This window comes from Streptomyces sp. NPDC059994 (assembly GCF_042737755.1).
In the GTDB taxonomy this organism is placed as follows: domain Bacteria; phylum Actinomycetota; class Actinomycetes; order Streptomycetales; family Streptomycetaceae; genus Streptomyces.
On record NZ_JBHWUR010000001.1, the window covers coordinates 200760 to 226340 of the forward strand.

The window sequence follows — 25581 nt, forward strand, 5'->3', positions numbered from 1 at the left end:
CCTGATAATGCCGCTCAGTTAGCCTGCGTGCCCGGCCGCCCGCCAGTCCGGCGCGAGCACCGACCAGATCTCCTCGTCGTGCCGCTTGCCCCGGTACAGATAGCTCTCGCGCAGCACGCCGTCCTTGGTCATTCCGAGCCGCCGGGCCACGGCGATGCTCGGCTCGTTCTCGGTGGAGACCCACCACTCGACGCGGTGGACTCCACGCTCCTCGACGGCCCAGTCGATGATCACGCGTACCGCCCGGGTCACGAGTCCCCTGCCCACCGCCGACGGCTCCAGCCAGCAACCCGCCTCGGCGGTGCCCTGGGCGGTGTCCAGCTTCCGCAGCAGGACCGCGCCGACCAGCGTGCCGCCCGTCCAGATGCCGTAGAGCCGCCCGGAGTCGGCCGCGGCCTTCTCCGCGTACGCCTGGAGGAACGCCCGGCTCGACTCCACGTCGGTGACGACGTCGGGCAGTCCGTTGTACTGCCCGATGAACTCCCGCCCCCGGTCCACGTGAGCGAGGAACTCCTCTGCCTGCCACGGCTCGACCGGGCGCAGCTCAGCGCCGTCGTCGCCCAGCGATATCGCGTACATCGTCACCCTCCACATGGTTGGAAGCAGCGCCCGTGGCGCAGCGGCCATGGCGCGAAAGTGATCCTCGCAGGTCGGGTCCGGGTGGCTCCAGTGGCTTTCCGCCTGTAGGCAGTCCGAAATGGTGTGACAAGCGATCAGCAGGTGCCTGACTGTGGGGGGATGACTGAACGCATCCATGTCTTCGGCGTCGGCGTCACCGTGCCCGACGACCTGTACGACCGCTACGGGACCTTTGAATTCCGTCCGCTGATCGACGGGGCCGACTTCATCGAGGGGCGGTCGGCGTACCCGTACGAGCTCACGGGTGCGGTGTGCGGCGAGCCCCGCACCTGGCTGGCGCCCGGCGGGCCCTTGTGGGTGGGTGAGGAGCCGCACCTCGTGGAGATGGCGTACATGGCGTGCGACTGCCACTCCGCCCTCGACGTCGCGATGTGGCGTGAAGGCGGGACGGTGGTGTGGGACTGGCGGGCGGCCACCGAGGATTTCCCCGCCTTCGGTGAGTACCGGTTCGACGCCGCGCAGTACGACGCCGAGGTGGAGCGGGCGTCCAGGGACTTCAGCTGGGAGTGGCCGGCGATGACCGTCGCCCGGCTGCTGGGCGAGCGGCTGCGGTCCCGGCCCGAATGGCTCTCGTCCCGGTCGTGCGAGCTCGACCGTGTCTGGGCGGAACTGGGGGATCCCGAACGCGTTCGCCTCTTGTTCACGCACTACGAGCGGAGAGCGGACGGCAGTATGTGCTCCGCCGGGGCGTTCGGGGCGTTCAGGCCGGTGACCGGCGAGGATCCCGCCGTGCAGGCGGAGCGCCTGGCGGCCGAGTTCCTGTCGGGAGACCCGCGGGCAGCACAGGGAGTGCGCAGCGACCCGTCCGTGGGGCCCCTCTTCGAGTGGCTGGGCACCGGATACAGCATCGGCGGACCGAGCGCGGTGCGCTGGTGAAAGGGCGCGGTGTACGAGGTCCGACCGGGCCCTGATTGCCCGAAATGCGATCTTCGTACGTATGTGCGAGCCTGGTGTCGTCCATCCCATCCTCCGGGATCCCTTGAAGGAGGCATCGTCGTGGGCAAGAAACAGACCCGGCAGAACCGCGGCGCCCGCACCGGCGGCCATGAGCGCAGTGCGACGGCGGCGGAAGTCAGGGAGCCGACGAGGTCGCCCGCAGCGCAGGACATGGCGCGTCCGGCCCCGCAGGAGGTCTCCCACAAGCAGCCACGGAAGTTCGGGCACAACTGACCGATTGCGGGAGGAAGTGGGCCGGGGGCCGGCCCCGCCGACGGGAGTTGGCGGGGGAGCCGGTCCTGCGTCCAGGCTCACCTCCGCCAGCAAACGATCATGTGGGGGGCCTGTCGTGGTGGACGACAACAAGAAGGCAGTGCTGGGCTTCTTCGAGGCGGTCAGCGGCCGTCGGCTGGAGGATCTGCCTCGGTTCATGGCGCACGACGTCGTGGACCACAACAAGATCATCCACGGTGAGGCCGATGAGCCGGGTGCCGCGTTCGAGGGGCTGCGTCAGCAGCTCGCCGCGTTCGACCCGCTCACCGTCCGCGTCGACGAACTGATCGCCGAGGGGGACCGTGTGGTCGCCCGGGTCACTCAGCGCGGTGTCCATGGCGGGACGTACCCCCGGATGCCCGAGCCGACCGGCCGGAGCTTCGACGTCGAGGCGATCTGGATCTTCACCCTGGCCGCAGGCAAGATCAAGGAGATCCGGGCCGTCAGTGACCGTCTCGGCTTCTTCCCGCAGCTCGGCTGGGACTGGCCGCAGGTCCAGGGTCTGCGGGCCGCCGTGTCGGTCTTCGTGGGGCGGTGCGTCAGCGCGGCCCCACGATGAACAGCACGAGCAGGAACAGGATCAGCAGCGACCAGCCGAGCACCCCGATCTTCCGGCGGTGCGGGTTGCGCCCCTGAGGCCATTCGCCGACCTCGTGCGGATCTCTGTCCATACCGTTCAGCTTACGAGCCGATATCCGCATCGGGCGGCTACGCCTTGCGCAGCAGGCGTGCCGAGAGGTGATGCTGGAGAGGCTGGCCGACCGCCGCGAGGTCGTGGGCGAAGGTGAGGGTGTCGTCGTCGGTGAGGGTGTAGCGACGGCGGGTGGCCTCGACCTCCTTCGCGGTGGGGGTGAGGGCCACCTCGTGGGTGGAGAGGTCGACCGTGTTCTCGCCCGCGTAGCCGACCGCGATCTCCGCGATGCCGGTGGGCTGGGTGATCAGCGCCTCCACCCGGCCGTCGGGCTGGAGCCGCCACCAGCCGCTCTCCCGGGCCGAGGGACGCAGTGGGGTGTCGTCCGCGCCGAGCAGCCAGGCCCGGGCCTCGTAACGGAGGAAGGGGCGGCCGTCGTGGCTGAAGGTGACCTCCTGCGCGTAGCTGAAGTCCCCGCTGATCGTGGAGTACCCGCCCTGGCCCCGGCCGTGCCAGGTGCCGAGGAGGCCGAGCACCGGCGCGAGCAACTCGTGCGGTGCGGGCACGTCGTCGGGCCGGTGGCTGTCGGGGTACGGGTTCTCCGCTACGGGGTCGAACACGGTGTGCGCTCCTGACGTCGGGATCGGCGGCCGGGCCGGTACCGGTGAAGCCTAGAGCGTCGCCCCCCTCGGGGACGGGTGGCCGTGCTTTCGGCCGCCGCCGTCACACGGCGGTCTTGGCGCGTGTCGCGGTGACCGCCACCGTCGCGTAACGCATCGTGAAACCGCCGCCCACCGTGTCGATGGCGGCCCCGATGCCCTCCAGTACCTCGGCCAGCTTGTCCGGCGGGAGCCGGGTGAGGGCGCCGTGGGTGGGCACTTGGTCCAGCCAGGCGTCCCGGCTGTAGGACCACTCCCAGTCGAAGCGCCACTGCTCCGGCTCGCTGAACGCACCGGCCCCGCGCATCCCGTCGACGGCCTTGGCGAACAACGCCTCGTATGCGTCCAGGGGTTGCTCCGTCAGCGCCTGGAGGTTGAACGGCGCGTCCGGCAGCACGCGCCGGTAGACGGCGGCGAAGGCTTCCGCCACCTCGGGAGGGAGCTGGAATACGTTCCAGAACGCCGCCAGCCGACCGCCGTGCCGCAGCATCCGCGAGGCCTTGGCCGCTCCCGCCGCCGGGTCCACCCAGTGCCAGGCCTGTCCGGCGACGACCGCGTCGAACTCCCGGCCGCCGGGATCCCACGCCTCGAACGTCGCCACCTCGACCTCGACCTCGACCCCGAGCCGGCGCGCCACATCGGCCATACGCGCGTCGGGTTCGACCCCGAGCACTTCACAGCCGGCCGCCCGGAACTGCCGGGCGACGATGCCGGTCCCGCAGCCGACGTCGAGGACGCGGGCGCCTTGGGTGGGGGTGGTGATCCGGTCCATCAGGGCGTCCGGATATCGGGGTCGCGCCCGGTCGTAACGCACGGCGTCGGATCCGAACGACTCGGCTGCTTGCCGCAGTTGATGGGTAGCGGCTTCGGAAGAACCCTGAGGTCCCTGTGGCTGCGGCGGTAAAGTGGGCATGCGCCCACTATGGTGGGCACATGCCCACTCGTCAACGGGCGGGCCCGGTGAGGGAGTGAGGTACGGGTATGCCGACAGGCGTGGCCATGCGCGACGCGCGCCAGCAGCTGTTCGACGCCGCCGAGCGCGTCCTGCTCCGGGGCGGCCCGAACGCGCTGACCAGCAGGGCGGTCACCGAGGAGGCGGGCTGTGCCAAGGGGGTCCTGCACCGCCACTTCGCCGACTTCGACGCGTTCCTCGCCGAGCTCGTACGGGACCGGGTCGGCCGGATCGGCCGCCAGTCCGACATCCTGCGCGAGTCCGCCGGGACCGGCACCGTAGCGGACCATCTCACCGGTGCGCTGACGGATCTGTTCGGTTCGGTCGCGGTGGCGATCGTCGGGCTCGTCACCTTCCGGGACGAGTTGCGCGCCCGGCTGCGCGGGACCACACCGGGAGGCATCCCCGTACTGGCGGAGGCCACATCCATGATCGCCTCCTACCTGAGCGCGGAACGCACCCTGGGCCGAGTCGCGGCGGACGCCGATGTCGACACGCTCGCGCTCACGCTGATCGGGACCGGGCACCTGCTGTTCGCGGGGCGGGAGGGTGTCCCGCCCGAGCCGGAGGAGGTCCGCAAGGTCGTGACCACGGTGATCGCCGCGGTCGTACCGTAGAGGGCACCCGCCCCAAGGTTCGCGTTTACGCACCCGGTACCACGGCGTAGGCGACCTGCTGGCCGTTCTGGACCCAGCTCTCGCTGTCCCGGTGCCGGTCAAGTCCGACCGCGGTGAACTCGTCGAACGAACGGCCGGACTGGACCCCGAGCTCACGCAGGGCCCGTATGACCGGTGATCCTTCGGCGGGGACGGGCTCGCCTTCGAGGAGGTGGAGGGGGCCGAGAGCCAGACGCCCGTCCCGCCAGACGGCGCTGTTCTCTTCGCCGATCCCCGCGAAGTACTCGGATTCGGCATACGCCACCGGCCCGGCCTTCGACCATTCGGCAAGGGTGAGGTCGAGGCCGGCGGGCAGGCGCCAGAATCCCGGGCGGCCGGCCTCGGCCTCCTTCGTCAGTTCGCTGAAGAGGGTGTCGGTCATGGGCAGTAGCGCGAGCCCCTGCGGCAGGGGTGCAGTCCGCGCAGACGGGAGCGTTGCCGCCGCGGACGTGAGAAGTCCGCTCTCGGCGATTACCGCTGTGAGCTGGTAACTCAATGGTGAGACTCCAAAACCTGTGTGCTCATACCCGACTTGGCGGCGCCCGCCGCCGACCGGGGTGCTTCGCGGGCGCCGCCTGTCGGCTGGCCGCCCCTCGGCGCAGACGACGCCGATGTGATGATCGTGAAGGATCTCAAGGAACGCGTCGAGGGATTTTGTCAGCCCTGCCCGAGCGGGGCCCCATCACCCCACCCGTCCCCACGCGGATCCACCGGCGTCAGCACTCCGAGCCGGTCCTCGACCGCCTGGGCCGCGTCCAGGCACAGGTCCTCGCGGAAGGGGCGCCCGATGATCTGCACCCCGCAGGGGAGCCCGTGGGTCAGCCCGGTCGGTACGGCCACCGCCGGTACGCCGACGAAGCTCGTCGCCGTACACAGGCGCATCGCCGAGGCGACCCGGTCCCGGCCCGCCCCGTCGCGCGATTCCAGGCCCGGCTCGACCGGCGGCTCGGTGAACGACGGACCGAGCACGAGCGGGTACTCGTCGAGGAACTCGGCCCATGAGCGGCGGATGTTCATCCACCTGCCCATCAGCCTCATGAGCTCGTCCGCACCGGTGACCGGCGGGGTCCGCTCCATCGCCATCTCGATGTAGCGGTCACCGCCCTTGCCGAGGAGTGTGCGTACCGTCGGCCAGTTCGGGGCGAACTCGGTCACGGTGATCCGGCCGTACGCTTCGAGGGCCTCGTCCAGCCTCGGTACGTCCGGCACCTCGCACACTTCGTATCCGGCGTCGCGGAGCGCGTCGGCCGCGGCCCGGAGGGACGCCGCGACGGTCGGATGGACGCCGTGGCCGCCCGGGTCCGTCACGACGGCCACCTTCACCTTTCCCGGCAGCGGGTCGCCGTACGCGGGCACCGGAACCGCCCGCGGGTCGCGCGGATCGGTCCCGGCCAGCACCTCGTAGGCCAGGCGCAGATCGGCCACGTTCCGGGCCAGCGGGCCGTCGGTGACCAGCATCTGGGAGGCCGGGCCCGGGTCGTCCGGCCCGAGGACGCGGTGGTCGGCGGGGAAGCGCCCGGGGGTCGGCTTCAGCCCCGCCACTCCGCAGAACTGGGCCGGGATCCGGATGGACCCGCCCGAGTCGTTGCCGAGGCCGAGCGCCGCCATACCCGTGGCGACGGCCACCGCGTCGCCGCCGCTGCTGCCACCGGGCGTCCGGCCCCGGTCCCATGGGTTGACCGTGTCACCGAACAGCTCGCTGCGGGTGTGCATTCCGGCCAGGATCAAGGTGGGTATGTTGCTGTGCCCGATCGGGATGGCACCGGCGGCGCGCAGCCGGGCCACCGGGGGCGCGTCGGCCGCCGCGACCAGATCGCGGAAGCGCTTCACGCCGAACGTGGTCGGCACACCTTCGATCGGGGTGCTCTCCTTCACCGTGAAGGGCACGCCCGAGAGCGGCCCCAGCACGTCCCCCGCGGCCCGCCCGCGGTCCGTCCGCTCCGCGGCCTCGCGGGCGCGTTCCGCCAGGAGCTGGGTGACGGCGTTCACCTGCGGGTTGACCGCCGCGATGCGCTCCAGATGGCTCTCGACCAGCTCGACGGCCGACACCTCTCCACTCCGTACGGCTGCCGCCTGCGCAGCCGCGGACCTCTGCCACAACGCGTCCTGCATGCTTCGCACTCTCCCCATGGTCGTTCCGATGCGGTTGCATCGGAACAATAGCCCGAGTACCGATGCGGGCGCATCGAATAGAGTGGGCGAAGCGCGACAGGCCGCGCCGAGCACGGCAGATGGAGGCGACGGGCATGCCCAGGCAGGTGGACCACGAGGGCCGACGCCAGCTCATCGCCGAGGCCGTGTGCCGACTCGCCGACGAACGCGGGCTGGAGGGTGTGACCCTGCGCGACGTCGCCGCCCGGGCGCAGGTGTCGATGGGCGCGGTTCAGCGCTGCTTCCGCACCAAGGAAGAGATGCTGGTGTTCGCGCTCGGGGTCATCGGTGAGCGGATCATCGAGCGCGTACGGGCCCGTCTCGTCCGAAGCCCGGCCCAGTCGGCCGCATCCGCCCTGGGGCACGCGGTCACGGAGATCTCACTGCTCCGGGAGGAACACCGTGCCGAGGCCAGGGTGTGGCTCGCCTTCGTCGCCCAGGCGGCGGTCAGCGAGGCGCTCGCCGGCACACTGAAGGCGAACTACGCGGCCCTGCACGAGGCGTTCGCCCGCCTCGTCGCGGAAGCCGACGAGAGCGCCGAGTACGTGGAGCCCCTCGACGCGCACCACGAAGCCCGCGCTCTCCTCGCCCTGGCCGACGGCCTCACCGCACACGGCCTCATCGGCCATCTCACCGCGCGGCAGGCTCAGGACGTCCTCCACACGCACTTGGGCCGTCTGTGGGAGAGGCCGACCCGGGATTCTCGCTCAGGCTGAACCGGCAGGCGTGTTGCGGGGCGTGCACGTCATGTCGAGCGGTCCCGGTCCCAGCGTGCCGCGCACCTGTACGTGGAGGGTGGCCTCGGGGTCGGGGGTCAGGTCCCAGCGGGTGCAGACGGTGGCCAGGGCGAGGGTCATCTCGGTGAGGGCGAACTGGTCGCCGATGCACTTGCGGTTGCCGCCCCCGAAGGGCACGTGCGCGCCCCGGGGCAGGGCGGTCTCGTCGGCGGCCCAGCGGTCGGGGTCGAAACGCTCGGGGTCGGGGAACAGGTCGGGCTGGTGGTGCAGGAGGTAGGCGCTGTAGAGGAGGGCCGTGCCCTTGGGGAGGGGGTGTCCGGCGAGGGTGGTGTCGGTCGTGGTGACGCGGGTGAAGAACCAGCCCGCGGGGTACATGCGCATCACCTCGTGGATGATGCGCTGGGTGTAGGGCAGGCCGTCGAGGTCGGCGGGTGTGGCGGTGCGCCCGGCCAGCGTCGCGTCCACCTCGGCGTGCAGCTGTTCCCGTACCCTCGGGTGCCGGCTGATCAACCACAGTGCGAAGGCGAGGGTGTTGGCGGTGGTTTCGAAACCGGCGCCGATCATCACCATCAGCTGGTCGCGGATGTCCCCGTCGGACATGGGCTCGCCCGTGTCGTCGTCGTGGGCGCTGAGCAGGATCGACACGAGGTCGTGCTCGCCGGGCGCGGCCCGCCGGGCGGCGATGATGTCGCCGATCGCGCGGTGCAGACGCGTACAGGCGCGGCGGTAGCGCAAGTTGCCCGGGGTGGGCAGCCGGTAGAGCGGCCCCAGCGGCAGCATCACGCGCTGGTAGATGCCGTCGATGACCGTGTGCAGACTCTCCAGCACCTCGGCCACCGCCGAGTCCTCCGCCTCCGCGGCCAGCACGCTGCGGGTGACGATGCGCAGGGTCAGGGTGGTCAGCGCGGCGGTGACGTCCAGCCGCTGACCGGGCTTCCAGGCGGTGGTCATACGGTCCACCTCCTCGCCCATCACCACCGCGTACCCGTCGATGCGGCCGGGCTGGAAGGCGGGCTGCATCTGGCGGCGCTGCCAGCGGTGTTCGCGCCATCCGGCCATGGGCAGACTGCTGCCGAACAGCACCCTCGCCTTGTCGAAGAACGGGCCGCCCTTGTCGAAGGTCCGCGAGTCGGTGAGCATCTGGTGCGCCGCGTCCGGGCGGCAGACGACATAGGCCGGCCAGGGCCCCATCCCGATCCGTACGAGGTCCCCGTGGGCCGGCAGCGAGGACAGGAACTCCAGCGGGCGGGCGTGGAGTTGCCAGGCGTGGCCGAGCAGCGGCAGGCCGCCGGGAGCCACACCGGCGCGCGGCCTTGAGGGGGTCGTGGTCACAGCAGGACACCTCCATGAGGAACATGCCGGGCCCTGTGCGGGGCAGGCCGTCGGCCTCCGACTATCCTCCCCACGCACACGTACGGGAACCCGGCGCGAGGCAGCCCGCGAGGGCGCGGCGCGGACGGACAGCAACCCCCAGCCGGCGGGCACGAAGGCCGAGTTGGAGGGCCCGGAGCAGGTGCCCGCCCGCACCTGGCAGGTTCACATCAGCGAGTCCCTGTCCTCGCGGTATGAGAAATCGTCTGCGCATACCGCGGCTGCTGGCTGCCGCGCTGACGCCCCCGAACACCTCCAAGTCGGCCGGACAGCAGTGGGAGCTGCTCTCGCTCGCCACCGGCAAGTACGTCTCGGTGGAGGCGTCCAGCACCGACGAGCTGCACGCCCGGGCGGACAGCCCCGGAATCCCGGAGCAGTTCACCCTGCACACCGAGACCGCGGCCAAGGGGGCGACGGTCGCTCTGCGCTCGCAGGCCAACGGCGCCTATGTGGCAGCGGAGTTCGGTGCCGGGGCCGACGGCCGGTACGGGAAGCTGCGCGCCCGGACCGAGGGGCCGCCCGCCGGCTGGGAGAAGCTGGAGCTCGTGCCGCAGCCGCGGACCGGCGCCGACGTCTACGCCCTGCGCTACCAGCACGACGGGCAGGACCGCTGTGTGTCCGCCGACGCGGGAGCGACCGGCGACGGGCTGCTCCAGGCCCGCGCCACGGCGGTGGGTTCATGGGAACGCTTCCGCCTGGTGCCCGTGGCCGCACCGGCCGACCCGACCCCGCCGCCGTCCGCGTCCCCGCGCGCCGTCAAGGCGCTGACCTGGAACGTGTGCGCCGACAACAACAAGAACTGCGGCTTCTCCCACACGACGGCGGGCCCGCTGGCGGACCAGATCGTGGCACGCGCGAAGGCCGCCGGAACCCCTGATGTGATCCTGCTCGAAGAGTTCTGCGAGAAGTTCGCCAAGCCCGTGGAGCAGGCGCTGGAGACGCAGCTCGGCGGCGGCTGGGACGTGCGGTTCGCGCCGGTGCAGTACCTGGTGCCCGGAACGGACATCAAGGCGCGGAAGAACTGCCGGCCCGACCGGTCGGGAGCGGACCGGGGAGCGTACGGCGTGGCGCTGGCCGTGCCCGAGGAGAACACCTGGTACCGGGCGTACGAGTTGCCCTCCCCGCCCGGTGTCGAGCAGCGCACCGCGCTGTGCGCCACGGTGGCCTCCTGGGCGGCGGAGGTGTGCGCCGCGCACTTCAGCACGGGCGGCCCCGGCTGCGACGACCCGGACCGTACGTACCAGCCGCAGCAGGCGGACACCCTGTGCCGGGCGGCATCCCTGCCCGGCTACCGCCCGCTGCTCGGCGGTGATCTGAACGCCACGCCGTCGACGGGTGTGCTGTCCACGCTGTACTCCGCGTACGAGGAGTGCGACGCGCATTCCGCGACGCCGAACCGGCCGACGGCGGGCACCATCAAGATCGACTACCTGTTCGGCGGGGGCACGTGGAGCGGCTGCGGCGTTGCAACGGACACCGGCTCCTCCGACCACCGGGCGGTGTGGGGCACGCTCACTCTGCCCTGACGCCACCGTCCGGGAGCGCCCGTGGGCCGGTGGGCTGGGGCTCGCGGGGCAGCCGGATGACGGCGCGCCGGCCGTCGAGGTCGACGGTGCTGTGGTGGGGCGGAGCGCCGTCCTCGGTGTCGTCCTTCTGAAGGAGCGCGCTCTGGCGCTCCTTCAGCTCGTTCTCCTTGCCCCCCGAGAACACGGTGTGGAGTTGTTCGAGGCCGGTCGTGGAGACTCGGCCGCGCTTGGGTGTGCGGCCGAGTCCGACCCGTATCTGGTCGATGGAGATCAGCGCGACGAGGACCAGCACCAGGCCCGGCAGGGTCATGAAGACGGCTATTCCCATCACCCCATTGTCCCTGAGTGGCAGGCGGTTTGGGGGCCGCGTGGGATCCGGGCCGTCCTGGACGGCCAGGTCGACCATGTGGCCGTGCTCCGGGTGGTGGCGGGCCGTGCGTGTCGCAGTCGGCCCGCCCACCACGACGGTCGGCTACTTCTGCGGCGGGAGGTAGTAGACGTGCTTCGGCGTGACGACGCTGGTGATCGCCTTGCCGAGGACGGTGCTCGGCTCCTCGCCCTTGTAGAGGATGTCCGTATTGAGCAGCGCCACCAGCGTCGCCCTCTGCTCCGGCAGATAGATGGTCAGGCTCTCGTACCCGGGCAGGGAGCCGTTGTGGCCCGTCCACCCGTTGACGTTGAAGATGCCGAGGCCGTAGCCCGCGCCGGGGATGCCGGTGGGCAGGACCTTCAGGCGCTTCGCCTGGGTGGCGGGCGAGAGCAGTGTGCCGGTGGCGAGGTCCTTGGCCCAGTGCTTGAGGTCGTGCAGGTCCGAGATCATCGCACCGGCCGCCCAGCCCCAGCTCGGGTTCCAGTGCGTGGCGTCCGCGACCTTCCCGGTCGGCGTCTGGTCGGTGTAGCCGTGGGCGTGCGGGCGGGGGAACTCGGCCGCTTGCGGGAAGAGGGTGTGGTCGAGGTAGCTGGGCCGCAGCACGCGGTGCTCGATGAAGTCCCGCAGGCTCTTGCCGCTCACCTTCTCGACCACCAGGCCGAGCAGGATGTAGTTGGTGTTCGAGTACTGGAATTTTGATCCCGGAGGGAACTGGTTGCGGTGCTTGAACGCGTAACCGAGCAGTTCCTTCGGTGCGAAGGGGCGCTTGGGGTTCTTGAGGAACGCGCGGATGAAGGCGCTGTCCGCACTGTACGAGAACAGGCCGCTGCGCATGTCGAGCAGATCGCGCACGGCGATGTGGTTGCCGTTCGGGACACCCTTCACGTATTTGGAGATCGGGTCGTTGAGGCCGACCAGGCCGTCGTCGACGAGCTCCAGCACCGCCGTCGCGGTGAACGTCTTGGTCTCGCTGCCGATGCGCATCCGCAGGTCGTCGGTCATTGGTGCGCCGGTGTGCTTGTCGGCGACGCCGAACGCACGGACGTAGCTGCCCTTGCCGGGCATCCACAGGCCGACCTGCACCCCGGGGATGCCCGCCTTCTTCATGACGTCCCGCACCGTCTTGTCGAGCTTGGCCTGGAGCTCCGGGCTCAGCTCGTGGTGCGGGTAGTCGTGGTCGCCCCCCTTGGTGAGGGTGTCGACGGGCGGCGTCGCCTGCGCCGGGGTGACCGCCAGCGGCAGCAGCCCCGCGACGGCGAGCGTCGCCGCGGCGAGCGTACGGGCCGCCGTCGACCGGCGGGGCGGGGAAGGTCTTCTCATGACCGGGCCTCTCTCATTGTCCGTTCGTCTGCCGAGCCGATCGTCCGCGATGAGAGGCCCGCGTCACGTCCGGCGGGCGTGCGGCCCGGGTGAAACCGACCCCGATCCACCCGATCGGCCCTGCTGCGGCACCGGCGCGCCGGTGGGCACCGCCGGAGTGGCGGTACCCATGGGTCGTGGATGAGCGCGGTGTCACGTGTGGGGGAGGGGGAAGTAGTTGAGCTCCTCCTCCGCCAGGGGGTGTGTGCGCCGGCCGAGGGAGACCGGTATGTCCTGGATGCGCCTGCGGCCCAGGAACGGGAAGGCCGCCGGGGTGGGCTCGATCTATCCCCGACAGGTTCCCTTTGACCTGCCCTTGCGGCTTGTTCTTGAATGGACACTCAAGTATGTTCGCCTCATGCCCCGACCTCGCGAGTTCGACCCCGACGCCGTCCTGAAGCAGGTCATGCTCCGCTTCTGGGAGCGCGGGTACCGGGCGACGTCCATCGAGGACCTCGTGAAGGCGACCGGCGTGAACCCCGGCAGCCTCTACAGCGCCTTTCCGGGTGGCAAGCAGACGCTGTTCCTCAAGTCGCTGGAGCGCTACTCCAGGCTGGTCGTCCCCGAGAAGCTGGGCGAGCTGGAGGCGCCGGACGCCTCGGTGGCCGAGGTGCGCGGCTACTTCGAGGGGCTGGTGCGCGATCTGCTCAGCCCCGAGGGGCGCCAGGGCTGTCTGCTGGTCAACACCGCGATCGAGAAGGCCGCCGAGGACGACGCGGCGGCGGCCGTCGTGCGGGGTCATCTGGCCCGGCTCGAACGGTGCATGACCCACGCGCTGGAGAACGCGGCTCGCCGGGGCCAGGTGCGTGCATCGCTGGACCCCGTCGGCAGTGCGAAGCTGCTGGTCGCGACCTGCCAGGGGCTGATGGTCATCGGGAAGGCCAATCCCGACGAGGCGGTCCTGCGCGCGATCGTCGGCAACGCCTTCGCCGCTCTCGCCTGACGGCGAGTCACCGGGGCCACCGTACGCGGCGGTGGCCTTTTTTGCGGACCAGTAGTTGAACGACCACTCAAGAATTCCGCTCAAGAATGCCCATCAAGAACGACCACCCAGAACGACCACTCAAGGATGGAGTCGAGGCACATGAAGGCCATCGTCATATCCGCCCCCGGCGGCCCCGAGGTTCTCACCCCCGTCGAGCTCCCCGATCCGGTGCCCGCCCCGGGTGAAGTGCTGGTGCGGGTCAAGGCGTTCGGCCTCAACCATGCCGAGGCGTATATGCGCAGCGGAGCCTGGGGAGACGTGGCGGCCGTCCCCGGGATCGAGTGCGCCGGGGTGGTCGAGGCCGCCCCGTCCGGCGAACTGCCCGTCGGCACCAAGGTGGTGGCGGTCCTCGGCGGTATGGGCCGCACCCGCAACGGCAGCTACGCGGAGCTGGTGACCGTACCGGCGACCAACGTGGTGGCCGTGCACTCGTCACTGGGCTGGGCCGAGCTGGCCGCGGTGCCCGAGGTGTACGCGACGGCGTGGAGCGGCCTGTTCGGCAATCTGGACCTGCGGCCGGGCGAAACGGTGCTGGTGCGGGGAGCGACCTCCTCGCTGGGCCAGGCCGCCGTCAACCTCGCGGTCGACCACGGTGCCACGGTGCTCGCGACGACCCGGAACCCCGCGCACGCACCGCTGTTGAAGGCGCTGGGAGCGTACGACGTACTCATCGACGACGGTGCGATCGCCGCCCAGGTCGGGGAGCGGGGCCTCGGTGTCGACGCGGTGTTCGATGTCGTCGGCAACAGCGCCCTGCGCGACTCGCTGGCTCTGGTCCGGCCCCGCGGCCGCGTGTGCCAGCTCGGCTTCCTGGGCGGCTTCGAGCCGGTACGGGACTTCGACCCGATCGCCGATCTCCCCAGCGGGGTCCGGCTCAGCTTCTTCGGCAGCGCTTTCGTGCTGGGCAGCACCCAATTCCCGCTCGGCGACGTGCCGTTGGACGAGATATACGCCAAGGTGGACGCCGGTGTCCTGAGGGCCCGCCCTGTCCGGGTCTTCCGGTTCGACGAGATCGTGGAGGCCCACCGGGTCATGGAGGCCGGAGCGGCCCTCGGCAAGATGGTCGTCACCCTCGACCGCTGAAGACCGGCAGCGGGAGCCGCGCGCTCCGCCCGTCCCGGCCGCGCAGTGTGACGGTGCCCTCGGACAGGTCGGCGACCAGGGTGCACAGGGTGGTGAGGGGATCGGTACCCGCCGCGGTGCGGTGGACGCCGAGGGGCGGGGCGGCGGAGGTGAGTGCCTCCATGAACCAGTCGGTGGTGGGGGTCTCGGGCGGTCGGAGGGCTGCCAGCGCCCGGCCGCGGGCCAGGCTCTCCTCGTAGCGGGCGGTGTGGGTACGGGCTGCCGGGCCGTCACCGAGGAGCGTGGGGGAGTCGGCGGGGTCGGGCAGGTGGCGCAGATGGTTGGTGTGCCAGAGCAGGGCCCCGTCCGGCCCTGCCTCGCGTACCGCCACCCGCCCGGCGACGGCCTCCACCACGACCACACGGCCGCTCGCGCGTTCCCCGATGGTGTACGTGTAGCCCCCGGCCGTGGGGCGGGCGCGCAGATGTGCCAGCGCCGCGTCCAGGGTCGGCGCCTCCTGCAGGGCGCGGGCGACGAAGTGCCGTCCCGCGCCGGTGGGTTCGGGCCGTACGACGGGGATGTGGTTGACGCCCCAGACCAGCCCGTGGCCGGTGGCGGTGAACGCGTTCGCGGTGAGAAACCCCGGATACCACAGGGCGGTCACCGGGGCCTGCCCGTCGAGGGCCAGCGTGACCAGCGTCAGATGGCCGACGGCCGCAGGGAAACCGTCCTCGTTGTGCGCGACGAAAGACCGCGGCGAGCGGTGGTACCCCAGATCGCTGCAGCCGGTGCCGTCCTCCACCCCGAGATCCCCGCGCAGGTTCGTCACCAGCAGTTCCTCGAAGCCCACACCGCTGCCCCCGGCCAGCGCCGCCAGCTCCGCCCACTGCGGCCCGCAGCTACGGCGCGTGGCCTCCACGAGCCGCCCGTACCGCTCCTTGCCCGCGGCGCTCCACAGCCACTTCCGCAGGTCGGCGTCGTCGGCGGACGGCTCCACCACGGCCCGCACACTGTCCCGCGCGGCCGCCCCGAGCGCGGCGAACACCTCCCGGCGAGCCCCGCTCAGCGCGAGCCGGCGCAGCCCCGCCAGTTCCCCTTCCCGCACGTCCACCGCCATGCCCCGCCCCCTTTTCGCGTGTGCCCACCGCGGCCTGCCCTCGGTGCCCGCGCCGCACGCCCGCCGTGGCCGGACGGTTCCCGCAGGCGGTTCAGATCCGGAAGACGACTCCGCGCCACGTCCACCCCGCGTCCAGGACCGCACCCCGCAAGGGGTTCCTCATCTCCGCGAAGTCGAAGCGCGCCCCCTCCGTCTTCTGCAGACGGCCGTCGGCCCCGCGCTCGATCGTCCAGTCACGGGCGACGCTGGTCACCTGTCCGCGCGAGTACTCGCGCGTCTGCGCGTCCCACTGCTCGTCGATCGCCCGCACTTCGCGCTGCGCCGGGACCAGCCGCATCCGGGTCCGCACGGTGATGCCCAGCTCCCGGACCCGCCACACCGCCACCAGGTCGGCACGCTCGGAAGGGGCACCGTTGCGCACGACGAACGGCACGCCCGGGCCGTTGACCGCGAGCAGCGCGGCCCGGACCTCCGCGGCCGAACGTGCCGCGACACCGGCGTCGGGGTAACGGGTGCCGGTCAGTCTGTCGAAAATGCCCATCGGGACAACTTACGGATGCGGGGTTGCCCGGCACAAGATCTCTCGCGTCGGGGAGCGTGGGAGGGGGTGCGGGCAGTGGCTGCCATGGAGGGTGTCGTCCCCTGTGTCCCGGGCAACTCATCCGTCCTGATGAGGTAGGTCACCCGGACGGGGCATCCTTGCGGCGTTCCCCGGGCAACCCCTTTACGCCGCAGCTATGTTGGCCGCTCTCGTCGGCTCTTGTCGGCATTCCGGAGTCGCCATGGAGGCGTCGTGAAACTCTTCTGGGTCCTCTTCGCCCTCCTGCTCACCGCGCTCGCGCTGGGCGGATTCATCAACGCGGTGAAGGACGCCGACAAGGCGAGCCGCGTCGGCGACCTCGTCACCAGCGCCCTGCTCGCTCTCGCGGCTCGGGGGAGCTGGAGGCGCGTCGGCGCGTAAGGGCCTTCGCGCGCCGAGGGGTTCGCGGCCGGGTCAGTCTTTGCCGGTGGTGCGCGGGCCGCCCGCCGCGAACGATCCCCCGCATCCGGCCGCTGGCCAGGGGAAATGCCGTACGCGCCCTGATTCCGCGGGAGTTGTCAGTGGCGGGTGTCACCATCGGGGCATGAGGCGATACGAATGGCGGCCGTTCCTTGAGCGCTGGAGCGCGGAGTGGGCCGATGCGTACGACGCGGAGCAACAGGCACGGGACGGTGACCGGGATGCCCACGCGGCGCGCTGGCTGGGGTTCGAGCCCGCCGATGAAGAGCGCCTCGCCGCGCTGGAGCAGCGGATAGGGCGTCCGCTGCCACCGTCGCTGCGGTCGTTCCTCCAGGTCACCGACGGCTGGCGGTATGCGGGGCACTTCGTGTATCTGCTGGCCGGGACCGAGCACATCAACTGGTGCGGAGACCCCCACGACATGGGCGAGGTCTGGCTGGAAGCCCTTGGTGAGGACGCGGACGACGAGGAGGTCCGGGAAGCCGGAGTGTGGGCGCGGTCCCTCCAGCTGGCGGTGGAGTCCGACATGGTGGACGTACTGCTGGATCCGGACGACGTGGACGAACGCGGCGAGTGGGCCGTCTACACGTACGCCGGCTGGCGCGCGGCGCCGCCCGAGCGGCACGCGTCGTTCAAGCACTTCATGGAGGACATGTACCAGGAGTTCCTCCGCATGTCCGTCGACCGGCCCGGCTTCGCCAACGACACGACGCGTTCCCTGGATACCGGGGTGGAGCGGGCGCGGGACGACGCGCTGAGCGGTGCGTACGAGGCGGCGGCCGAAGCGCTGGCCGAGGCGGTGGCGTGTGGGCGCCCCCGAGCCGGGCGTCTGTTGGCGCAGATACGGGTGCTGTCGGGCGCCGGTGACAGCGCCGAGCGGGAGGGTGCCGCGCTGCACGACCCGTACGTCGCCCGCGAAGTGATGCCCCTGAGCTGCGCGGAGGAGGTCCGCTCGGGACGCGGCCACGACGAGTGGTTCCTCGGCCGGTATCCCGAGGAGGACCGCGAGACGGTGGCGGGCGTGCTGGAGGGAATACGGCAGGGCACGTTCGCATACGAGGCGTCCGGAGCGTTCGGCGAAGCCGTCCGGGTGGCCCGCGAGCTGGCCCGGCGTGCCCGGCCCGAGGCGGCATGGCTGGCTCTGCTGGAGGCCGCTCCCTCATGGATGCCACTGACCCCCGACCACATCGCGCCGGTGGGCCTGCTGGCCGACTCCGTTCTGGGCCCGCTGCTCACGCCGGAACGGGGGCGTGCGCTGCTGGCCACGCCGCGTGGCGCCGCGGCGCCCTCTCCGCAGACCGGGTCCGCGGAGACCGCGGCGCCGGACACCGACGGCCTGGGCTGGCTGGCCGTGCCCGGGCACACGTGGCGCGGGTGCCGGCTGGTGCTGGTGGAAGGGGTGCGGCCCGACGAACTGCATCGGCGTATGGGGGCGGGCGGGCCGCTGCTGCCGGCCCTGAGGGCCTGGGACGCCGACACCCGCCATTGCTCACCGGATGCCCAGACCTGGGAGGGCAGGGCGGTCGTACGCACCGGCTGCGCCGGACCCGGCTGGACCTTCGCCTACTCCGGAGCCGCGCTGGACGCGCGGGCGGCCAGGTTCGTCTCCCCGGCCGTGGCCGCCTCCCACGGCACCCGGGCGCTGACTCTCGTCATCGACCACGGGTTCGCCAGCCGTGACGGCGACGGTCGAGCGGAGTCCTTCCACTTCTCGCTCGCCGAGGACGGCCAGGTCGTCCATTCCCTCACCAACCACGGCGACGAGGTGACCGTCACAGGAGAAGTCCCCGCGTACCTCGAACCCTGCCTCCGCCTCTTCGGTACGGATCCCAGCGGCCCGGAGGACGAGCCCGCCCCCGACCCCGTACGGCACACCCTCAATGCGATCACCGCCGAATTCGGTGTGACGCTTTCCGAGGAGGCACTCGTCGACGGACGGCTGGACGCCTTCGAAACGGTCTCCTGGCTGCGAGAGCCCCGGGCCGGAGAGGCCTGGGCCTACATCAGGATGGGAGGACCGCCGGAGTGAGGCGGGCCGCCGGACCGACCGGGGGCCGGAGCGACTGCCTCGGCCGCGTCGGGCACCGCGCACCCCCTGGGTAGGGTGGGCGTACCAGCACATCGTGAAGTGGAACAAGGAGCAGACGTGAGCGAGCCGGCGTCCACCGCCCTGCAGCAGGAGATCGCCCGGGAACTCCAGGTCGCCGAGACCTTCGAGGCCGAGCGGGAGATCGAGCGCCGGGTGGCCTTCCTCGCCGAGCGGCTGACCTCCACCGGCCTGCGCTCCCTCGTGCTCGGCATCAGCGGCGGCGTCGACTCCACCACCACCGGCCGTCTGTGCCAGCTCGCCGTCGAGCGGGCCCGGGCCGCCGGGCACGAGGCGCGGTTCCACGCGATGCGGCTGCCGTACGGGGTCCAGGCCGACGAGCACGACGCCCAGCTCGCGCTCTCCTTCATCCAGGCCGACCAGGTGCTGACCGTGGACATCAAGCCCGCGAGCGACGCCGCCCTTGAGGCCGCGCTCGCCGCCGAGGTGAGCTTCCGCGACGCCCACCACCAGGACTTCGTGCACGGCAACATCAAGGCGCGCCAGCGCATGATCGCCCAGTACGCGGTGGCCGGCGCGCACAACGGTCTGGTCGTCGGCACGGACCACGCCGCCGAGGCGGTGTCCGGGTTCTTCACCAAGTTCGGCGACGGCGCCGCCGACCTGGTCCCGCTGACCGGCCTGACCAAGCGCCGGGTGCGCGCGGTCGCGGACGCCCTGGGCGCGCCCGCCGAGCTGGTGTGGAAGACCCCGACGGCCGACCTGGAAACCCTCGACCCGGGCAAGGCCGACGAGGACGCACTCGGTGTCACGTACGACGACATCGACGACTTCCTGGAGGGCAAGCCGGTGGACGAGCGGACCTTCGAAACGATCGTCCACCGCTACCGCCTCACCGAGCACAAGCGCCAGCTGCCGGTCGCCCCGTAGGGGCGCGCGGCGCCGGGAGCGCCTACGAGCACTCCGTCAGCAACCCCGCCAACCGGTCCGCGAACTCGGTGAACCGGTCCAGCCGGGGCCCGTCGCGGGCGATGCGGAATCCGTGGCGACGGCCCCAGAACGCGGTCTGGACGGCGTGGAACTGGGCCCATCGCCGGGTGCGTTCGCGGTCGAGTTCCGCGGCCTCGGCGAAGACGTCGAGGGTGCGGTGGACGGCTTGGCGCAGGTCGTCCGCTGCCAGGAGTGCCAGCGCGCGGGTCTTGAGCAGCGTGCCGCCGTCGTAAGCGGGGTCTCCCGCATACCCCTTGGGGTCCACGGCCAGCCACGGTTCGCGGTCGGCGCGCAGGATGTTGCGGGCGTGGAGGTCGCCGTGGATGAGCGTGTCCGGCTGGATGCGGCCCAGTTCGCGGACCGTCGCCACCGCGGCGTCCACCACGTTGCGCGACAGCGCGTGCGTCAGCTCCGCGGCGTCCTTGCTCAGCTGCTCCTCCCACGCGTCGGCCTGCTCCCGCAGCCGGGGCAGCTCGGGCGGTGCGGGGACGGCCAGTCGGCGATTGAGACGCCCTGCGACCGTCACCACCTCATCGCTGTCCTGGACCTCCGCCAGGGTCGACGTCCGCGCCCGTTCCAGCAGCATCGCGAACCGTTCGTCGTCGCGTTCGTACAGCAGGACGGCGCCGCGCCCGCCCCACGCGGCGAACGCGTCCGGCTCGTGGACGTTGCCGGGATGTGGAAACGACACCTTCAGGACGGCGGGCCCCTCCGCCGGCCGGCGCACCGGGACGATCACGCCGACACCCCCGTGCATCACCTCGCCGTCCGGCACGCACCCCCAGCGGTCCAGCAGCCCGTCCACGATCCCGGGCAGTCCGGCGAGCCACAGCGCGCCGGGTTCTCCTTCGCGCTCGACGGTGGTCCGCGCGAACACCTCTGGTATCACGATCACCTGGGCACGTTACGCGCCCGAAGAGCGCCGAGGCCATGGGGCGGCGTCATGGCGCAGACAAGTACGCTGACCGCGTGACCACGCACAAGAGCGTCGATGTGAGTGTTGACGCGATGACCGAGGACCTCAGGACACTCGTCGAAGTCGAGTCCCCCTCGCGCGATCCCGAGGCCTTGACGGCATCGGCGAAAACTGTCGCCGCCGTCATCGAGAGCCGCCTCGGCGGGAAGGCCGTCCTCGTCGAGAGCGCGGCCGGGCCGCACGTCCACTGGTCGGGCGGTGGCGATCCCCGCGTACTGATCCTCGGTCACCATGACACGGTGTTTCCGCTCGGCACGCTTGCCCGCCGCCCGTTCCGGGTCGAGGGCGGGCGGGCGACCGGCCCGGGTGTCTTCGACATGCTGGGCGGTTTGGTGCAGGCCATCCATGGGCTGGCGGCGCTCGACGATCTCTCCGGCGTCGAGATCCTGGTGACCGCCGACGAGGAGGTCGGCTCCCGTTCCTCTCGGGCCCTCATCGAAGAACGGGCCCTGGCATGCGGCGCCGTACTCGTCTTCGAGGGCGCCGCTGACGGCGGAGGCCTGAAGACCGGCCGCAAGGGCTGCGGCACGTTCCGGGTCTCGGTCGCGGGCCGGGCGTCGCACGCCGGACTCGAACCCGAGGCCGGGGTCAACGCCCTCGTCGAAGCGGCACACCAAGTGCTGGACATCGCGGCGCTCGGCCGCCCTCGGATCGGCACGACCGTCACCCCGACCGTCGCGTCCGCGGGAACCCTGGACAACGTCGTTCCCGCCGAGGCGACCGTCGTCGTCGACGTCCGGGTCGAGTCGGCCGAGGAGAAGGAACGTATCGAATCGGCGTTCGCGGCTCTGGTTCCGCACCTCGACGAGGCGGAGATCACGGTCGAGGGCGGCGTCGGCCGACCCCCGATGCCCGAGTCGGCGTCGGCCGAACTCTTCGCGGTGGCGAAGAAGTTGCGTCCGGGGATCGAGGGTGTGGCAGTGGGCGGTGGCAGCGACGGCAACTTCACGGCCGCGCTGGGTGTGCCGACGCTTGACGGCCTGGGAGCGGTCGGGGGCGGGGCCCATGCCGACCACGAGTACGTGGTGGTCGAGGCGATGGCCGAGCGGGCGAACCTTGTCACGGGGCTGGTGAACGCGATTCGCTGCGCCCGGCGGGAGGGCGAGGCGAGGTAGGGGGCAGGTAAGGGGAAGGTCAACGTCCGCTTACGGTATGGGTGACTTTGCCTTACTTGTCTTATTTCTTTGATCCCCCGATGTCCTTGGATTCGACAAATTGTGTACGTGGCTGCTGATATGTCGGCGGCCGGGGCGGCGGAACAGCCGGTCAGTACCAGAGCTGGTACTTGTTGTCGTTGTTCACGCCGCCGGGGCCGAGGTAGACGCTGGAGTCGTTGCTGTCGAGGTAACGGCCGGTCTGCTGGTGCTGGAGCTTCCAGTGCGTCCCGGTCCAGCGCTCGTACCAGCGCTGCCGGTGTTGTTCGGCGTGCAGGGCTCCACGTGGACGTCATCGTTGGAGTACGCCGCCAGGCAGTAGTCGTGGTTGGCGCCGGGATGCATCAGCCAGGTGTCGTCGTCACTGTTGTGCTGCTCGTACCAGACCTTCGAGGCGGCACACCAGTCGATGCCCACGTCGTAGGGCAGGCCGGCGCCGTTGACCCGGTAGAAGAGGCAGTCGTCGGACGTCTTGTGGCGCCAGGTCGCGTTGCCGTCGGCGGACGCGCTGGTCGCGCCGGCCAGGACCAGAGCGGTGACCGCCGCCGCGGTCACAACTGCCCGGCGTACGTGCTTGATTGACATCGTTCCCCCGTTGTCCCCGATCAAGTGCGGCCTCGGGCCTGTCTGCCGCCGCCGGGCGATCACGGCAACCAGCACCAACAAGCCACTGACAACGCCGTGTCCACCCTTGCGGCCGCTTCCGGCGATCATGGGGGAGTGAGATGACAGTCGGCACCACGAGGGACAGGAGCTTCATCCGTGGACAGCATGGAGATCGATGCGGGATTGGTGCGATCCCTCCTGCAGGCGCAGCATCCGGACCTTGCCGGGCTCAGCCTGCGTCCGGTGGAGGGCGGGTGGGACAATCAACTCTGGCGGCTCGGCGAGGAGTTGGCCGTGCGGATGCCGCGCACGGCACGCGCGCCGGGACTCCTCCGCAAGGAGCATGAGTGGCTGCCCGTGCTGGCTCCGGGCCTTCCGCTCCCGGTTCCGACCCCGTTGCGGCTCGGTGAACCGTCCGCCCTGTTCCCGGAGGTGTGGACCGTGGCGAGATGGGTTCCCGGCGAGCCGGGCGACCGTGTCCCGGTCACCGAGGGCCACCGCGCGGCCGATACCTTGGCGGGCTTCCTGAAGGCGCTCCACAGGGACGCGCCCGCCGGGGCGCCGGCCAACCCGATGTGTGGCGTTCCGCTCACATCGCTCACGCACCCTTTCGAGAAGCAGCTCCAGGCCGTCGCCTCACGCGTTCCCGTCGAGATCCGGGACGTCTGGGAGGAGGTGGTTTCGGCCCCCGACCGGGAGGGCCCGCCGGTATGGGTCCACGGGGACCTTCATCCTGCGAACGTCGCCGTCTCGGGCGGGACGCTCACGGGCGTCTTCGACTTCGGCGAGCTCTGCGCCGGTGACCCGGCGACGGACCTCGCAGCCGCGTGGCTGCTTCTTCCGTCGGGCTCGGCTTCGCGGTTCTTCGAGACGTACGCCGATGCGGACGAGGCGACGATCCGGCGGGCGCGCGGGTGGGCCGTGCTGCGAGGCCTCTCCCTCGTCAGTATCGGGCAGGCCTGGGAGCGAGGGCTGCCCGGTGGAAAGCAGACATGGGGACCGGCAGGCCGGGCGGCGCTGGATCGTGTTCTGGCCTCCAGCTGAGAGGCTGCCCTCGCGCGCAGGCATGCGGCCTCGCGGAAAGCTCGTTGAGATGCTGCCGTACGTCGGGGAGACTCCGTGGCCATGGAGTTCTTCTGCTACCACCGCGATCGGCCCGGTTCCGTCAAGCTGCGCGAGGAACTGCTGGAAGCCCACTGGTCCTACATGGACGCGTACGCGAAGGAGCTGATCGCCCGTGGCCCGACCTTCGCCGACGACGGTGAGACGCCCAGCGGCAGCGTGCACTTCGTCGACCTGCCGGATCCGGCCGCGGCCCGCGCGTTCGCCTTCGACGAGCCCAACTACCAGGCAGGCGCGTACCGGGACGTACTGGTGCGACGGTGGCGCAACCTGCTGGGGCGCACCATGTGGGACTTCCCCGGCGGCCCGACCGGTGGCAACCGCTACCTGGTCCTCGGCCTCGGCTCGGGGGAGCCCGCCGACCTCGTCGTGCCGCCGGACCGGGACGACCTGATCGCGTACGGGCCGCTGCTGTCCGACGACGCGGCCACCTGGGTGGGTACGGCGGCACTGGTCCGGGCCACGGACCCGGACACGGCACGCGCCGTACTCACCCCGGAACGGTATGCCGACATCGAGGTCCACGACTGGCAGTTCGGCGGGCGGCGGTAGGGAGGCACGGGCGCGACACACCGGCAGCGGCTGTCGGCCGGCGCAAGGCGGGGACCAGGGACACGGCCCCCGATGGTGACAAGGATGCGCGCGGCGTTCGCGCTCGTGTCGATGGCTCGGCGGTATCACCGCTGGGCCTCACAGCCCCCTGGCGCCGTCGATCCGCTCGCGGAGCAGGTCGGCGTGTCCGTTGTGCCGGGCGTACTCCTCGACCATGTGGATGAGCACCCACCGCAGCGATACCGTCCCGCGCCACGCGTCCTCACCCTCGACGTCGAGGTGGGGAGCCTGGCGTGCGAAGTCCTCGGCGTACGCGACCTCGGCCCGCCAGGCCTGCCACGCGTCCGCGATCGTCTCCGGATCGTCGGACGCGGCGCCGTCGAAGTCCCCGTCGGGGGCATCGCCGGAAGAGTAAAGGGCCGGGGCGTCCTGCCCGGCCAGCACCCGGCGGAACCAACGGCGCTCCACATCGGTGAGGTGCCGGACCAGGCCGAGCAGGGAGAGCGTGGACGGTTCGACGGCCCGCGACGACAGCTCCGCCTCCAGGCCCGCGCACTTCAGCTCCAGGGTCGCCCGCTGATCCCCCAGGAAGCCGAGGAGCATGCGCCGCTCATCACCGGTCGCGGGTCCGTTGAACCGACGGTCAGGTCCGTCTCCGTCCCCGTCTGCGGCGAACAGCTCGGCTCTTCTGGTTGAGGTAGTCATGCTCGTCATCATCGCCCCTGGGCGTGGAGCGGCGGTCGCGGTGCCCCACCGGCCTCTCTGGGACGGTCGGTGTTCCTCCCTCACCACTATGGTCTGTTGACCCTCACACCGTGTCAGGCGCTGAACTCGGAGACATCATGTTCACCATCGGAGACTTCGCCCGGCACGGTCGCGTCTCGGTCCGGATGCTGCGTCACTACGACGCGACCGGTCTGCTGCGGCCCGCCCATGTCGACCCTGTCAGCGGGTACCGCCACTACACGGCCGCCCAACTGGCCCGTCTCAACCGTGTCATCGCGCTCAAGGACCTCGGGTTCACCCTTCAGCAGGTCCAGGAGATCCTGGACGGGAAGGTCGGCACCGAGGAGCTGCGCGGCATGCTGCGGCTGCGGCAAGCCGAGTTGGAGGCCGCGATGGCCGCTGCGGCGGCGCGGTTGGTGCAGGTCGAGGCGAGGCTCCGGTCGATCGAGAGCGAGGGGCACATGCCCACGAACGACGTTGTCATCAAGACCGTTCCGGCGGTCCGGGTGGCGGAGCTGACCGCGACCGCCGCGAGCTTCGAGCCGCAGGACATCAGCTCGGTCATCGGGCCGCTCTACGACGAACTGTTCCGACGTCTGGGCGAGGCGGGCGTCACACCGACGGGGCCGGGGGTCGCCTATTACGAGGACGTCCCGGAGGGTGACGGCAGGATCATCGTCCACGCAGGCGTCCAGGTCGCGGCGCCCCTCCAGGACGACGCCTTCCGGGTGCTCGACCTTCCGCCCGTCGACCGGGCGGCGACGATCGTGCACCGCGGCTCGATGGACGCGGTGCTGCCCACGGCGCAGACCCTGGCCCACTGGATCGACGGCAACGGCTACCGGTCGGCCGGCTACCCCCGGGAGATCAACCTGGAGTGCCCGGACAACCGCGACGAGTGGGTGACCGAACTGCAGACGCCGGTCGCCAGGCCCCTGACGCCGAAGGAATGACTGCTCTCCCAATGACCGGGGGCTGTGCCGA

At 71.2% G+C, this 25581-nt stretch carries 29 protein-coding genes; 15 read left to right on the plus strand and 14 right to left on the minus strand.

Features of this window, described 5'->3' with window-relative positions; translation table 11 throughout:
• Positions 1 to 18 precede the first annotated feature (18 nt).
• Positions 19 to 579: a GNAT family N-acetyltransferase gene (locus ACFWA7_RS00925; RefSeq protein WP_385535970.1), complete on the minus strand. Its 561-nt coding sequence runs from the start codon at positions 577 to 579 to the stop codon at positions 19 to 21.
• Positions 580 to 738: 159 nt separating this feature from the next.
• Between ACFWA7_RS00925 and ACFWA7_RS00930 the strand changes: the two genes are divergently transcribed.
• From ACFWA7_RS00930 to ACFWA7_RS00940, 3 genes are all read left to right on the plus strand, one after another.
• Positions 739 to 1515, plus strand: coding sequence for a hypothetical protein (locus tag ACFWA7_RS00930; RefSeq protein ID WP_385820016.1), 777 nt, complete (start codon positions 739 to 741; stop codon positions 1513 to 1515).
• Positions 1516 to 1635: 120 nt separating this feature from the next.
• On the plus strand, positions 1636 to 1809 hold the full coding sequence (locus tag ACFWA7_RS00935) for a hypothetical protein (protein WP_385535967.1): 174 nt from the start codon (positions 1636 to 1638) through the stop codon (positions 1807 to 1809).
• Positions 1810 to 1924: 115 nt separating this feature from the next.
• Positions 1925 to 2407, plus strand: coding sequence for an ester cyclase (locus ACFWA7_RS00940; RefSeq protein WP_385820018.1), 483 nt, complete (start codon positions 1925 to 1927; stop codon positions 2405 to 2407).
• Here ACFWA7_RS00940 and ACFWA7_RS00945 read toward each other — a convergent pair.
• The 3 genes from ACFWA7_RS00945 to ACFWA7_RS00955 form a co-directional block, all read right to left on the minus strand.
• A complete protein-coding gene (locus tag ACFWA7_RS00945) occupies positions 2388 to 2519 on the minus strand; it encodes a hypothetical protein (protein WP_385820020.1) in 132 nt (43 codons plus the stop codon). The genes ACFWA7_RS00940 and ACFWA7_RS00945 overlap by 20 nt on opposite strands.
• Positions 2520 to 2556: 37 nt before the next feature.
• The gene (locus ACFWA7_RS00950) at positions 2557 to 3099 is read right to left on the minus strand and encodes an FABP family protein (RefSeq protein WP_385820022.1); all 543 of its coding nucleotides are present in this window, start codon (positions 3097 to 3099) and stop codon (positions 2557 to 2559) included.
• 103 nt (positions 3100 to 3202) lie between these two features.
• Positions 3203 to 4051 (minus strand): class I SAM-dependent methyltransferase, encoded by an 849-nt coding sequence (locus tag ACFWA7_RS00955; protein ID WP_385820024.1) that lies wholly within the window; start codon positions 4049 to 4051, stop codon positions 3203 to 3205.
• A gap of 68 nt (positions 4052 to 4119) precedes the next feature.
• Here ACFWA7_RS00955 and ACFWA7_RS00960 point away from each other — a divergent pair, with 68 nt between their 5' ends.
• Entirely contained in the window at positions 4120 to 4707 is a 588-nt protein-coding gene (locus ACFWA7_RS00960) for a TetR/AcrR family transcriptional regulator (RefSeq protein WP_385820026.1), read from the plus strand.
• 25 nt (positions 4708 to 4732) lie between these two features.
• On the opposite strand, the gene ACFWA7_RS00965 is transcribed toward ACFWA7_RS00960, so the two are convergent.
• Positions 4733 to 5128, minus strand: a complete 396-nt coding sequence (locus ACFWA7_RS00965; protein ID WP_385820028.1) for a hypothetical protein — start codon at positions 5126 to 5128, stop codon at positions 4733 to 4735.
• Positions 5129 to 5403: 275 nt separating this feature from the next.
• Positions 5404 to 6858 (minus strand): amidase, encoded by a 1455-nt coding sequence (locus ACFWA7_RS00970; RefSeq protein ID WP_385820173.1) that lies wholly within the window; start codon positions 6856 to 6858, stop codon positions 5404 to 5406.
• Positions 6859 to 6992: 134 nt separating this feature from the next.
• On the opposite strand from ACFWA7_RS00970, the gene ACFWA7_RS00975 reads away from it, so the two are divergent.
• Entirely contained in the window at positions 6993 to 7613 is a 621-nt protein-coding gene (locus tag ACFWA7_RS00975) for a TetR/AcrR family transcriptional regulator (protein ID WP_385820030.1), read from the plus strand.
• Here ACFWA7_RS00975 and ACFWA7_RS00980 read toward each other — a convergent pair.
• A complete protein-coding gene (locus ACFWA7_RS00980) occupies positions 7605 to 8966 on the minus strand; it encodes a cytochrome P450 (RefSeq protein WP_385820032.1) in 1362 nt (453 codons plus the stop codon). The two genes, ACFWA7_RS00975 and ACFWA7_RS00980, sit on opposite strands and share 9 nt — an antisense overlap.
• 233 nt (positions 8967 to 9199) lie before the next feature.
• On the opposite strand from ACFWA7_RS00980, the gene ACFWA7_RS00985 reads away from it, so the two are divergent.
• Positions 9200 to 10531 carry an endonuclease/exonuclease/phosphatase family protein gene (locus ACFWA7_RS00985; protein WP_385820035.1) on the plus strand — a complete coding sequence of 444 codons (1332 nt, stop codon included), beginning with the start codon at positions 9200 to 9202 and terminating at the stop codon, positions 10529 to 10531.
• On the opposite strand, the gene ACFWA7_RS00990 is transcribed toward ACFWA7_RS00985, so the two are convergent.
• Together ACFWA7_RS00990 and ACFWA7_RS00995 are read right to left on the minus strand one after the other, a co-directional pair.
• Positions 10518 to 10859, minus strand: a complete 342-nt coding sequence (locus ACFWA7_RS00990; protein WP_385820036.1) for a DUF6191 domain-containing protein — start codon at positions 10857 to 10859, stop codon at positions 10518 to 10520. The two genes, ACFWA7_RS00985 and ACFWA7_RS00990, sit on opposite strands and share 14 nt — an antisense overlap.
• A 144-nt stretch (positions 10860 to 11003) precedes the next feature.
• A complete protein-coding gene (locus ACFWA7_RS00995; RefSeq protein WP_385820038.1) occupies positions 11004 to 12221 on the minus strand; it encodes a serine hydrolase domain-containing protein in 1218 nt (405 codons plus the stop codon).
• Between the two features lie 397 nt (positions 12222 to 12618).
• On the opposite strand from ACFWA7_RS00995, the gene ACFWA7_RS01000 reads away from it, so the two are divergent.
• Positions 12619 to 13203, plus strand: a complete 585-nt coding sequence (locus ACFWA7_RS01000) for a TetR/AcrR family transcriptional regulator (protein WP_385820040.1) — start codon at positions 12619 to 12621, stop codon at positions 13201 to 13203.
• Between the two features lie 141 nt (positions 13204 to 13344).
• Positions 13345 to 14328, plus strand: a complete 984-nt coding sequence (locus ACFWA7_RS01005) for a zinc-binding dehydrogenase (RefSeq protein WP_385535943.1) — start codon at positions 13345 to 13347, stop codon at positions 14326 to 14328.
• On the opposite strand, the gene ACFWA7_RS01010 is transcribed toward ACFWA7_RS01005, so the two are convergent.
• Together ACFWA7_RS01010 and ACFWA7_RS01015 are read right to left on the minus strand one after the other, a co-directional pair.
• Complete coding sequence (locus tag ACFWA7_RS01010; protein ID WP_385820042.1) at positions 14312 to 15424, minus strand: C45 family autoproteolytic acyltransferase/hydolase; 1113 nt, start codon at positions 15422 to 15424, stop codon at positions 14312 to 14314. The two genes, ACFWA7_RS01005 and ACFWA7_RS01010, sit on opposite strands and share 17 nt — an antisense overlap.
• Positions 15425 to 15515: 91 nt before the next feature.
• The gene (locus ACFWA7_RS01015) at positions 15516 to 15965 is read right to left on the minus strand and encodes a hypothetical protein (protein ID WP_385820044.1); all 450 of its coding nucleotides are present in this window, start codon (positions 15963 to 15965) and stop codon (positions 15516 to 15518) included.
• Positions 15966 to 16217: 252 nt separating this feature from the next.
• Here ACFWA7_RS01015 and ACFWA7_RS01020 point away from each other — a divergent pair, with 252 nt between their 5' ends.
• The 3 genes from ACFWA7_RS01020 (at position 16218) to nadE (ending at position 19401) form a co-directional block, all read left to right on the plus strand.
• Positions 16218 to 16385, plus strand: coding sequence for a hypothetical protein (locus ACFWA7_RS01020; RefSeq protein ID WP_385535937.1), 168 nt, complete (start codon positions 16218 to 16220; stop codon positions 16383 to 16385).
• Positions 16386 to 16548: 163 nt separating this feature from the next.
• A complete protein-coding gene (locus ACFWA7_RS01025) occupies positions 16549 to 18453 on the plus strand; it encodes an SMI1/KNR4 family protein (protein ID WP_385535936.1) in 1905 nt (634 codons plus the stop codon).
• A 117-nt stretch (positions 18454 to 18570) separates the two neighbouring features.
• Complete coding sequence (nadE, locus tag ACFWA7_RS01030) at positions 18571 to 19401, plus strand: ammonia-dependent NAD(+) synthetase (protein ID WP_385820046.1); 831 nt, start codon at positions 18571 to 18573, stop codon at positions 19399 to 19401.
• Between the two features lie 22 nt (positions 19402 to 19423).
• On the opposite strand, the gene ACFWA7_RS01035 is transcribed toward nadE, so the two are convergent.
• On the minus strand, positions 19424 to 20356 hold the full coding sequence (locus tag ACFWA7_RS01035; RefSeq protein ID WP_385535932.1) for an aminoglycoside phosphotransferase family protein: 933 nt from the start codon (positions 20354 to 20356) through the stop codon (positions 19424 to 19426).
• A 113-nt stretch (positions 20357 to 20469) separates the two neighbouring features.
• Between ACFWA7_RS01035 and ACFWA7_RS01040 the strand changes: the two genes are divergently transcribed.
• On the plus strand, positions 20470 to 21552 hold the full coding sequence (locus tag ACFWA7_RS01040) for a M20 family metallopeptidase (protein WP_385820175.1): 1083 nt from the start codon (positions 20470 to 20472) through the stop codon (positions 21550 to 21552).
• A gap of 183 nt (positions 21553 to 21735) precedes the next feature.
• Here ACFWA7_RS01040 and ACFWA7_RS01045 read toward each other — a convergent pair whose 3' ends face one another.
• Positions 21736 to 22176 (minus strand): hypothetical protein, encoded by a 441-nt coding sequence (locus ACFWA7_RS01045; RefSeq protein ID WP_385820048.1) that lies wholly within the window; start codon positions 22174 to 22176, stop codon positions 21736 to 21738.
• 186 nt (positions 22177 to 22362) lie between these two features.
• On the opposite strand from ACFWA7_RS01045, the gene ACFWA7_RS01050 reads away from it, so the two are divergent.
• Positions 22363 to 23241 (plus strand): aminoglycoside phosphotransferase family protein, encoded by an 879-nt coding sequence (locus ACFWA7_RS01050; protein WP_385820177.1) that lies wholly within the window; start codon positions 22363 to 22365, stop codon positions 23239 to 23241.
• An 81-nt stretch (positions 23242 to 23322) separates the two neighbouring features.
• Positions 23323 to 23871 (plus strand): YciI family protein, encoded by a 549-nt coding sequence (locus tag ACFWA7_RS01055; protein WP_385536096.1) that lies wholly within the window; start codon positions 23323 to 23325, stop codon positions 23869 to 23871.
• A gap of 138 nt (positions 23872 to 24009) precedes the next feature.
• Here the strand turns inward: ACFWA7_RS01055 and ACFWA7_RS01060 are convergent, their stop codons facing one another.
• The gene (locus tag ACFWA7_RS01060) at positions 24010 to 24576 is read right to left on the minus strand and encodes a DinB family protein (protein ID WP_385535926.1); all 567 of its coding nucleotides are present in this window, start codon (positions 24574 to 24576) and stop codon (positions 24010 to 24012) included.
• A 137-nt stretch (positions 24577 to 24713) separates the two neighbouring features.
• Between ACFWA7_RS01060 and ACFWA7_RS01065 the strand changes: the two genes are divergently transcribed.
• On the plus strand, positions 24714 to 25550 hold the full coding sequence (locus tag ACFWA7_RS01065) for a MerR family transcriptional regulator (RefSeq protein WP_385535924.1): 837 nt from the start codon (positions 24714 to 24716) through the stop codon (positions 25548 to 25550).
• Positions 25551 to 25581: the final 31 nt, after the last annotated feature.

Excerpts from the sequence above, each read along its gene's own strand:
- ACFWA7_RS01055 (WP_385536096.1), top strand. The coding sequence starts at position 23,323 with ATGGAGTTCTTCTGCTACCACCGCGATCGGCCCGGTTCCGTCAAGCTG.
- ACFWA7_RS00945 (WP_385820020.1), bottom strand. The coding sequence starts at position 2,519 with ATGGACAGAGATCCGCACGAGGTCGGCGAATGGCCTCAGGGGCGCAAC.
- ACFWA7_RS00995 (WP_385820038.1), bottom strand. The coding sequence starts at position 12,221 with ATGAGAAGACCTTCCCCGCCCCGCCGGTCGACGGCGGCCCGTACGCTC.
- ACFWA7_RS01050 (WP_385820177.1), top strand. The coding sequence starts at position 22,363 with ATGGAGATCGATGCGGGATTGGTGCGATCCCTCCTGCAGGCGCAGCAT.
- ACFWA7_RS01025 (WP_385535936.1), top strand. The coding sequence starts at position 16,549 with ATGAGGCGATACGAATGGCGGCCGTTCCTTGAGCGCTGGAGCGCGGAG.
- ACFWA7_RS00970 (WP_385820173.1), bottom strand. The coding sequence starts at position 6,858 with ATGCAGGACGCGTTGTGGCAGAGGTCCGCGGCTGCGCAGGCGGCAGCC.
- ACFWA7_RS00990 (WP_385820036.1), bottom strand. The coding sequence starts at position 10,859 with ATGGGAATAGCCGTCTTCATGACCCTGCCGGGCCTGGTGCTGGTCCTC.
- ACFWA7_RS00960 (WP_385820026.1), top strand. The coding sequence starts at position 4,120 with ATGCCGACAGGCGTGGCCATGCGCGACGCGCGCCAGCAGCTGTTCGAC.
- ACFWA7_RS01010 (WP_385820042.1), bottom strand. The coding sequence starts at position 15,424 with ATGGCGGTGGACGTGCGGGAAGGGGAACTGGCGGGGCTGCGCCGGCTC.
- ACFWA7_RS01005 (WP_385535943.1), top strand. The coding sequence starts at position 13,345 with ATGAAGGCCATCGTCATATCCGCCCCCGGCGGCCCCGAGGTTCTCACC.
- ACFWA7_RS00925 (WP_385535970.1), bottom strand. The coding sequence starts at position 579 with ATGTACGCGATATCGCTGGGCGACGACGGCGCTGAGCTGCGCCCGGTC.
- ACFWA7_RS01015 (WP_385820044.1), bottom strand. The coding sequence starts at position 15,965 with ATGGGCATTTTCGACAGACTGACCGGCACCCGTTACCCCGACGCCGGT.
- ACFWA7_RS01045 (WP_385820048.1), bottom strand. The coding sequence starts at position 22,176 with ATGTCAATCAAGCACGTACGCCGGGCAGTTGTGACCGCGGCGGCGGTC.
- ACFWA7_RS01040 (WP_385820175.1), top strand. The coding sequence starts at position 20,470 with ATGACCGAGGACCTCAGGACACTCGTCGAAGTCGAGTCCCCCTCGCGC.
- ACFWA7_RS00985 (WP_385820035.1), top strand. The coding sequence starts at position 9,200 with ATGAGAAATCGTCTGCGCATACCGCGGCTGCTGGCTGCCGCGCTGACG.
- ACFWA7_RS00975 (WP_385820030.1), top strand. The coding sequence starts at position 6,993 with ATGCCCAGGCAGGTGGACCACGAGGGCCGACGCCAGCTCATCGCCGAG.
- ACFWA7_RS01060 (WP_385535926.1), bottom strand. The coding sequence starts at position 24,576 with ATGACTACCTCAACCAGAAGAGCCGAGCTGTTCGCCGCAGACGGGGAC.
- ACFWA7_RS00965 (WP_385820028.1), bottom strand. The coding sequence starts at position 5,128 with ATGACCGACACCCTCTTCAGCGAACTGACGAAGGAGGCCGAGGCCGGC.
- ACFWA7_RS00930 (WP_385820016.1), top strand. The coding sequence starts at position 739 with ATGACTGAACGCATCCATGTCTTCGGCGTCGGCGTCACCGTGCCCGAC.
- ACFWA7_RS01065 (WP_385535924.1), top strand. The coding sequence starts at position 24,714 with ATGTTCACCATCGGAGACTTCGCCCGGCACGGTCGCGTCTCGGTCCGG.
- ACFWA7_RS01000 (WP_385820040.1), top strand. The coding sequence starts at position 12,619 with ATGCCCCGACCTCGCGAGTTCGACCCCGACGCCGTCCTGAAGCAGGTC.
- ACFWA7_RS00955 (WP_385820024.1), bottom strand. The coding sequence starts at position 4,051 with ATGCCCACTTTACCGCCGCAGCCACAGGGACCTCAGGGTTCTTCCGAA.